Origin of the sequence: Actinoplanes sp. NPDC026623, from assembly GCF_040638275.1 — a bacterium.
Classification (GTDB): domain Bacteria; phylum Actinomycetota; class Actinomycetes; order Mycobacteriales; family Micromonosporaceae; genus Actinoplanes.
Window position 1 is genome coordinate 1 of record NZ_JBEZXZ010000288.1, and the last position, 8,354, is coordinate 8,354.

The following is an 8,354-nucleotide window of genomic DNA, read 5'->3' on the forward strand; positions in this document are numbered from 1 at the left end:
CCACCCCAAAAGGCAAGCGAACCAGCCATGACAAAACCAATTGGCACTGGCTTATCTAGCACCCTGTTGAGTTCTCAAAGAACAACCACACACCGAACCTGACTCCCTCAGGAGACCCGCTCGGGGCAACCGCTCAAACTTACCCGGTCGACTTCGCCAGCGCAAGACCGGAGTCTTGGAAGATCCGAAGATCTTCGTGGCATCGCCCGAATGGTTTCCCGCGCTAACGCTCACCCCTGTCGGGGTGCTCGTTGATGCGGGTGGCCTCTGCAGACCGGCCGATGATCGCTTAGCGATCCATCCGCCCGGCTCCTGCTGGCCGTTGTACTCTACCCGGTCGTTCTCGCTGGCGCAAATCCGGTTTCCCGGCACCCGCTTCGCCCGGTCGCTGAGGTCAGCATAGCGCTTTCCTTCAGCCGCCTCCGAGTCCCCCTAAGATCGGTCACTTTCGTGCCGCTCCGTCCGGTTCCCCTCGGGCAAGGAGAAAGTTACGCGACCCCCCACCCGAAACGCAAATCGAGACCCTTGCCGGTCCGCCATCGCGTGCCTGCCCGTGCCAGAGTGGCAGTCATGGCCGCTTCCCCGGTGCTCGCCGCCGACGCGCTGATCAGCCTGCTGACCCCGCTGACTCAGCTGCTCATCGGCGTTCTGGTGCTGGCCGCGGTGCTCGTCTCCTTGCAGCGCCTGATCATGCGCGGCCCCACCCGGATGGGCGGAGCAATGCTCATCATCGGCGGCGCCCTGGTGTGCGTCGCGGTCCTGAGCTACCTCGCGCAGAGCCTGTAGAAGGCGCCCTCCGACCCGATCGGCGCCCCACCCGAGCTGGATCGCCCCCCGAACAGCGGCCGGAAGCCCGGCTGGTCAGCCAACCCTCGCGACCGGAGAGACCGCAGGCCGACCAACCCGACCCAGGTTGGCCGAGCCCGCGAGCAGCGGCGGCGGGCCGGCCCGGGGCCTCGCAAGTAGTGACGGCAGGTTGCCGGCCCTCGACGGAGCGGCAGCCAGCCGAACTTCGCGACTCCGTGAAGAGAAACGGCAGGTCGGCCACCATCGCGGGCGGCGACCGCGGACCGTCGGGACCGGCCGGTTCCGGTCGGCCGGCACAGGCCCGGACGGCGTCCCTCAGGTTCGGGCCAGCAGCGTGATTCAAGCCGTTGTGAGCCTCGCTGCCCAAGGCGCGACGCCGTGGCGAGCGGGCGAGGCCACGCGACGGGGTAGGTCGGCGACGCTACAGGCGGCGATTGGCCAGGCTTGGGAGTTCGCTGCGGATCTCCTCCAGCCGTTCCAGGTCGATGTCGGCCGTCACGATGCCGACCGTGTCCGGCGCCTGCGCCAGCACCGTCCCCCAGGGGTCGATGATCATGCTGCGGCCGAAGCAGGTGCGGCCGGGGTCGTGGTCGCCGATCTGGCCGGCCGCCACCACGTAGCACTGGTTCTCGATCGCCCGGGCTCGGAGCAGGACCTCCCAGTGGTCGCGCCCCGTGTGCATCATGAACGCCGCCGGCACCACGACCATCCTGGCTTCGCCCTCGACGGCCAGGCGCCGGTAAAGCTCGGGGAAGCGCAGGTCGTAGCAGATCGACAGGCCCGTGCGTACGCCGTCGACGTCGGTCACCACGGTCTGGTCGCCCGGTGCCACCGTGCGGGACTCCTGGTAGGAGACTCGGCCCGGGATCTCCACGTCGTACAGATGGATCTTGCGGTAGGTCGCGGCCAGGTCCCCGGACCGGTTGAAGACCAGCGACGTGTTGTAAGTGCGCGCCTCGTCCGGGCCGGCCTCGTGGAACGAGCCGGCGTGCACCCAGATGCCGAGCTCGCGGGCCGCCGCGGAGAAGAACGCGGCGAACTCGCCGTCGATCGGCTCGGGCTTCGGCAGGCCCGACGACCTGCCGAGATAGTCGACGTACTCGGGCAGGACCGCGAGGTCCGCGCCGGCCTCGGCCGCGCGGCCCAGCTGGCCACGGGCGGCGGCCAGATTGGCGGCCCGATCGTCGCGAGCGTTCAGCTGGCATACGGCGACACGCATGACAGCCAGCGTACGGCCGGCGGCACGCGCCCGCCGCACGAGATTCAGCGGGTTGCGGGCATGAAGAGGACTTCGGCGCCGACGGGTGCGTAGCCGGCCGCCAGGAAGGCGCGCAGGCTCGCCGCGTTGCCCGGAGCGACCTGAGCCCACACCGGCCGACCCTCGGGCACCAGATGGCGGGCCGCGGCCGCGAGCGAGCGTCCCAGGCCCTCGTTGCGGGCGTCCTCGGCGACCTCGACGGCCGCCTCCCACCGCCCGCCGAGTCCGCGGCCCAGGACGAGCACCGCCGGTCCGCAGGTCCAGACCCGGACGTCGTCGCGGTATCGCCGGGCGCGGACCACCCGGGGATGGTCGCTGTCCAGGATCGGCGAGAGCGGGACCGCCGGTGCGCCCGCCGCGCGCGGGGCGAGCAGCACCGCGTCGAGGCTGCCGGCGGTCATGCCCAGCCGTGCCTCGAGGCCGCCGAGGAATCTCGGCGACAGCGGTGCGGAGAGATCGTCGTCGGTGCCCATCCACGAGTCGACCCACGGCCGGTCGACGGCGGCGGCCACGACGACATGGCCGGGAAACGACACCACCGCCGCCCGATGGGGCGACGGTGGCGGTACGAGCTCGAGCCAGGGGTCCGTTGGGAGCCGTTCGCGGTGCTCGACTCTGGCCAGGACCTCCGGGAGACCGTGTGGTGCGTTCAGGCCGACTTCTCCTCGCGTTCGCGACGAGCTCGCCGGCCCACGAATTCGCGGGGGACGATGGTCGGGATGACGTTTTCCACCACCACTTCGCGGGTGATGAGCACCCGGGCGGCGTCGGGGTTGCTGGGAACCTCATACATCACGGAGAGGAGGACCTCTTCCATGATGGCCCGCAGGCCGCGGGCTCCGGTGCCACGGAGCATCGCCTGGTCGGCGATCGCCTCGAGGGCGCCGGTGTCGAACTCCAGCTCGACGCCGTCCAGCTCGAAGAGCCGCTGGTACTGCTTCACGTAGGCGTTGCGGGGCTCCGTGAGGATCTTGATCAGCGCCTCGCGGTCGAGGTTGCGCACGGTGGTGATGACCGGCAGCCGGCCGATGAACTCGGGGATCAGGCCGAACTTCAGCATGTCCTCGGGCATGACCTTGCTGAAGATGTCGTCCGTGTCGCGCTCCGAGATCGAACGCAGGTGGGCGCCGAAGCCGACCCCGCCCTGCCCGACCCGGGACTCGATGATCCGGTCCAGGCCCGCGAACGCCCCACCGACGATGAACAGCACGTTGGTGGTGTCGATCTGGATGAACTCCTGGTGCGGGTGCTTGCGGCCGCCCTGCGGCGGGACGTTTGCCACCGTGCCCTCGAGGATCTTCAGCAGGGCCTGCTGGACACCCTCGCCGGAGACATCACGGGTGATCGACGGATTTTCGCTCTTGCGAGCGATCTTGTCGACCTCGTCGATGTAGATGATGCCCTGCTCGGCGCGCTTCACGTCGTAGTCGGCGGCCTGTATGAGCTTGAGCAGGATGTTCTCGACATCCTCGCCGACGTAGCCGGCCTCGGTCAGCGCCGTGGCGTCCGCGATCGCGAACGGAACGTTGAGCATCCGGGCCAGCGTCTGCGCCAGGTGGGTCTTACCGCAGCCGGTGGGGCCGATGAGCATGATGTTGGACTTGGCCACCTCGACGTCGCTGCCACCTCCGGGCGCGCCTGCCGACTCGGCCTGAATCCTCTTGTAGTGGTTGTAGACAGCTACCGAGAGGGCCTTCTTGGCCTGCTCCTGCCCGACCACGTAGTTGTCGAGGAACTGGCAGATCTCCATCGGCTTGGGAAGCTCTTCCCACTTCACCTCGCCGGTTTCGGCCAGCTCTTCCTCGATGATCTCGTTGCATAGGTCGATGCACTCGTCGCAGATATAAACACCAGGGCCCGCGATGAGCTTCTTGACCTGCTTCTGGGACTTCCCACAGAAGGAGCACTTCAGTAGGTCGCCACCGTCGCCGATCCGTGCCACCTACGTTCTCCCTGCGCTCATCGGCCGGCTTGTGCCGGCCCCTGGCCTGAGGATGATTTCCTCGTCGCCAAACAACGTCCTACAGAGTTCATCGTCTGCCGACCCACGTAACTGAGGTTGCTGGCTCGACGTTACCCGCTGATGGGCAGTTCTCCGACCCCCCAAAACGGGCGTGTCAGGGGTCAGTCAGTCTAGCGTGCGCCGACCGACCCCCGACATGACGCGTTGGGGCTCAGACGCCGGCTTTCTGCAGGCTCTTCTTGCGGGTGGCCAGGACGGTGTCGACCAGGCCGTACTCCTTGGCCTCGCCGGCCGTCATGATCTTGTCGCGGTCGATGTCCTTGCGGACCTTCTCCACCGTCTGGTTGGAGTGCTTGGCGAGCATCTCCTCGAGCTGGGTGCGCATGCGCATGATCTCGCGGGCCTGGATCTCGATGTCCGAGCCCTGGCCGTAGCCGCCCTCGGTGGCCGGCTGGTGGATGATGATCCGCGAGTGCGGGAGCGCCATCCGCTTGCCGGGGGTGCCGCCGGAGAGCAGCACCGCGGCCGCGCTGGCCGCCTGGCCGAGGCAGACCGTGCTGATGTCCGGGCGGACATACTGCATCGTGTCGTAGATCGCCGTCATCGCGGTGAACGACCCACCGGGCGAGTTGATGTACATCAGGATGTCGCGGTCCGGGTCGGCGCTCTCCAGCGTCAGCAGCTGGGCCATCACGTCGTTGGCCGACGCGTCGTCCACCTGGACGCCGAGGAAGATGATCCGGTCCTCGAACATCTTGTTGTACGGGTTCGACTCCTTCACGCCGTACGACGTGCGCTCGACGAACGAGGGCAGTACGTAGCGGTTGTGCACCGGAGCGAACCCGGGAGGCATCGTCAGGTCGGTCATTGTCAGCTCCTCAGTTCAGCGTTCCGGCGCCCTCGGGGACCTGTGTGGCACCCGTGATCACCTTGTCGATGAAGCCGTAGTTCTTGGCCTCCTCGGCCGTGAACCAGCGGTCCCGGTCGGAGTCGGCCTCGATCTGCGCCTGGTCCTGGCCGGTGTGGAAGGCCACCCGGTCCTGGAACATGCGCTTGGTGTAGAGCATCTGCTCGGCCTGGATGGCGATGTCGGCGGCCGTGCCGCCCATGCCACCCGACGGCTGGTGCATCATGATCCGCGCATGCGGCAGCGCGTAGCGCTTACCCGCCGTGCCGGCACAGAGCAGCAACTGCCCCATCGACGCGGCCATGCCCATGGCCACGGTGGAGACGTCGTTGTCGATGAACTGCATCGTGTCGTAGATCGCCATGCCGGAGTAGACGGAACCACCCGGCGAGTTGATCCACAGGTTGATGTCGCGCTCGGGGTCCTCCGCGGAGAGCAGGAGCAGCTGCGCGCAGATGCGGTTGGCAACCTGGTCGGTCACCTCGCTGCCGAGGAAGATGATCCGCTCGCGCAGCAGGCGGTTGTAGACCGAGTCGTCCAGGTTGCCACTGATGGAGTCACCACGCAGCGTGGGACTTGCAGAGATGTGCAAATCGGTCATGGCAGCCCTTCACAGCTGACTGTGTCGGCCGAGGGATCCGGCCGACAGGTTGTCCGTCGTAGAACCAACCTAACCGGTCGCATCCGCATCAGCTTCCCGCTCGGGCAGGTGTTCGCTGACAGCGCATCGGCTCCCTGCGTACCCGAAAAAAAGCGTGGGCCGCCGCGTGCCGCAAGGGGCGCGCGGCGGCCGAATCGCCCGGATATCAGTGGTTGTGCCCGGCGTGCTCGTCCTCGGAGGCCTCGCGGAGCTCATCGAGGGTGAGCGTGTTGCCGTCGCTGTCCTTCATCGTGACCTGCTCCATGACGTTGGCCAGGGCCTTGCCGCGGCGCACGTCGCCGAAGACGGCCGTGGCCGCCCCCGACTGGACGAGCTGGTCGTAGTACTGCTGGGGCTGCATCTGCGCGCGCTGCGCGCGGTGCACGATCTCGTGACCGAACTCGTCGTCGGAGACCTGAATGTCCTCGGCGTCCGCGATCGTGTCGAGCAGCAGCTGGATCCGGACGCCCTCGGTGGCCGCCTCGGTCAGCTCGGTGTCGATCTGCTCCTCGGTCTTCTCCTCGGAGGCCAGGTAATCCTCGAGGCTCGCGCCGATGCGCTCTAGCTGGTCGGTCATCGCCTGCTTGCGACCCTCGACCTCGTCCTTGACGATGCCCTCGGGCGCCGGGATGTCGGCGGCCTCGACGAGCTGCTTGAGCGCCTCGTCGCGGGCGGCGTAGATCTGCTCGACCTTCTTGACCTTGCCAAGGCGCTCCTTGAGGTCGGCCTTGAGCTCGTCGAGGGTGTCGAACTCGCTCGCCAGCTGGGCGAACTCGTCGTCGACCTCGGGCAGCTGCTTGTCCTTGACGCTGCGCACGGTCACGGCCACCTCGGCGTCGCGGCCGGCGAAGTCGCCGCCGACCAGCTGCGTGGTGAACGTGGCGTCGGCGCCCGTGACCAGGCCGACGAGGACGTCGTCGAGGCCGGGCAGAAGCTGCTTGCTGCCGACCTCGTGCGAGATGTTCGTCGCGGAGCCGCCGGGCACCTCCTCGCCGTCGACGGTCGCCCGGAGGTCGAGCTGGACGTAGTCGCCCTCAGCGGCCGGCCGGTCGACGGTCTTGAGGGTGGCGAAGCGCTCACGCAGGCCCGAGATCTGCTCGTCGATCTCGTTGTCGCCGATCGCGACGACCGGGACCTCGACGGTGATGCCCGACAGGTCCGGAATCGTGATCTCCGGGCGGACGTCGACCTCGGCGGTGAACTTCAGCGGCTCGTTGTCGGCGAACTCGGTGATCTCCACCTCGGGGCGCCCGAGCGTCTTGACGTCGTGCTCGCGAACCGCGGCGAGGATCTGCTGCGGGATGGCCTCCTGCACGGCCTCGTTGAGGACCGTGCCCCGGCCGACGCGCTGGTCGATGACCGCGGCGGGGATCTTACCCCGGCGGAAGCCGGGGATCTGGACCTGAGAACCGATTTCGCGGTACGCCTTCAGCAGGCTGGGCTTCAGCTCGTCGAACGGCACCTCGATGGCGAGCCGCACCCGAGTCGGACTCAGAGTCTCGACGGTGCTCTTCACAGGCGTACTCCTTGATGGATCTCTTCGTGTATTGGTGAAGTCGGGGTGGCGGGATTTGAACCCACGGCCCCTCGCTCCCAAAGCGAGTGCGCTACCAAGCTGCGCCACACCCCGTGGCGACGGCAAGTGTATGCGGTCCACCGCGTGTCGTGTGCCGCGGCGTCACCCGGGTGCGCCACGCGGGGGATATCGGGTTCGCATGCCGCGGCCGCATTCAGTAGGCTGACCCCGGCACCGCATGCTGTGGGGTGTCACGCGGGCGTAGCTCAATGGTAGAGCCTCAGTCTTCCAAACTGATTACGCGAGTTCGATTCTCGTCGCCCGCTCGAAGTACCAAGGCCCAGGTCAGAGGGTAGTTCCTCGACCTGGGCCTTCGTCGTTCAACGGCCCAGACGATCTTGCGGGGCCGTCGGCTCAGCGCTCGGGCGGTTCGGCCCTTTCTGGCCTTCGCCGCCTCTGTACCGGCCCGCCTGGCGATCGAGACGGGCTCCCGTCCCGCTCGCCGGCTGCGGCTGATGGATCGGTGCGGTCCGCGTCGTCGAGCGGCCCATCGATACATCTGGGCGCACCCGAAGACCCGGCACGGCGTTGCCGGCGTGCCGCAAGCTGTCGAGATGAAAGCCAGGGGATGTGACTGCGGTCACAACCCGCAGTCCGGCCCGGTTCTGACTTCATAGCCGTTGAGGGCGGCGCCGAGGCTCGGTAGTGCGCTGCCACGCGCCGATCGTGGCTCATCGCACGGCCCCGGTTCCGGCCGGTGCGTGCCGGCCTCGAAGACGCGCAGGCCCCTCGAGGCGGACGAAGATCTCGCGGCGGTCAGTCGCCGCACCCGGCTGATCAAGTGACAACGGTCCGGACCGGGCCAGGTCGGAGGTGGCTCAGCCGGCGCCCGGCCATCCGGTCAGATACTCGTCGAACGTGGGGCCGGTATTCGACCAGTCGCCGATTTCGGCATAGGGGCCTTCCGGTGGGTCGTCGGCGACCATCTGGCCGTACCGTTCGCTGAACTCCCGGACGGACTCCAGGCGGTGGCCGACGTGTTCGGCCACAAACTTCCAGACCGAGCGAGTCAGCCCCGGCTGACGCCAGTTCGGCTCCTCGTCCCCGACCGCGAAATAGACGACCCGACTATCGTCCTTAATCGCCTTGCCGAGCCAGATGTGGACGCGGCAGTCCACGCAGAGGAGATATCCGTATTCGCTCACGGTCGTCTCACCCTCGTTCTTCAAGATCTGGCAGCGCGCCGCCGCAGCACGTGAATGC

8 protein-coding genes and 2 tRNA genes are annotated in these 8,354 nt (G+C 67.8%); 2 read left to right on the forward strand and 8 right to left on the reverse strand.

What is annotated here, in order from left to right:
• Positions 1–561 precede the first annotated feature (561 nt).
• Complete coding sequence (locus AB0F10_RS42275) at positions 562–786, forward strand: hypothetical protein (protein ID WP_360639277.1); 225 nt, start codon at positions 562–564, stop codon at positions 784–786.
• 442 nt (positions 787–1,228) lie between these two features.
• Here the strand turns inward: AB0F10_RS42275 and AB0F10_RS42280 are convergent, their stop codons facing one another.
• The 7 genes from AB0F10_RS42280 to AB0F10_RS42310 all read right to left on the reverse strand — a co-directional run bounded on the left by AB0F10_RS42280 (position 1,229) and on the right by AB0F10_RS42310 (position 7,205).
• Positions 1,229–2,026: a carbon-nitrogen hydrolase family protein gene (locus AB0F10_RS42280; RefSeq protein WP_360639280.1), complete on the reverse strand. Its 798-nt coding sequence runs from the start codon at positions 2,024–2,026 to the stop codon at positions 1,229–1,231.
• Positions 2,027–2,070: 44 nt separating this feature from the next.
• A complete protein-coding gene (locus AB0F10_RS42285; RefSeq protein WP_360639283.1) occupies positions 2,071–2,604 on the reverse strand; it encodes a GNAT family N-acetyltransferase in 534 nt (177 codons plus the stop codon).
• A 110-nt stretch (positions 2,605–2,714) separates the two neighbouring features.
• Positions 2,715–4,007, reverse strand: coding sequence for an ATP-dependent Clp protease ATP-binding subunit ClpX (gene clpX, locus AB0F10_RS42290; protein WP_023359330.1), 1,293 nt, complete (start codon positions 4,005–4,007; stop codon positions 2,715–2,717).
• 232 nt (positions 4,008–4,239) lie between these two features.
• A complete protein-coding gene (locus AB0F10_RS42295; RefSeq protein ID WP_360639286.1) occupies positions 4,240–4,896 on the reverse strand; it encodes an ATP-dependent Clp protease proteolytic subunit in 657 nt (218 codons plus the stop codon).
• 10 nt (positions 4,897–4,906) lie between these two features.
• Positions 4,907–5,536, reverse strand: coding sequence for an ATP-dependent Clp protease proteolytic subunit (locus AB0F10_RS42300; protein WP_360639289.1), 630 nt, complete (start codon positions 5,534–5,536; stop codon positions 4,907–4,909).
• Positions 5,537–5,741: 205 nt separating this feature from the next.
• Positions 5,742–7,091 carry a trigger factor gene (gene tig, locus AB0F10_RS42305; RefSeq protein WP_360639292.1) on the reverse strand — a complete coding sequence of 450 codons (1,350 nt, stop codon included), beginning with the start codon at positions 7,089–7,091 and terminating at the stop codon, positions 5,742–5,744.
• A 40-nt stretch (positions 7,092–7,131) separates the two neighbouring features.
• Positions 7,132–7,205: transfer RNA gene (locus AB0F10_RS42310), tRNA-Pro, on the reverse strand.
• Positions 7,206–7,346: 141 nt separating this feature from the next.
• Between AB0F10_RS42310 and AB0F10_RS42315 the strand changes: the two genes are divergently transcribed.
• Positions 7,347–7,417: transfer RNA gene (locus AB0F10_RS42315), tRNA-Gly, on the forward strand.
• Between the two features lie 552 nt (positions 7,418–7,969).
• Here the strand turns inward: AB0F10_RS42315 and AB0F10_RS42320 are convergent.
• Positions 7,970–8,354 (reverse strand): hypothetical protein (locus AB0F10_RS42320; protein ID WP_360639295.1); only part of this gene is annotated, 385 nt, incomplete at its 5' end.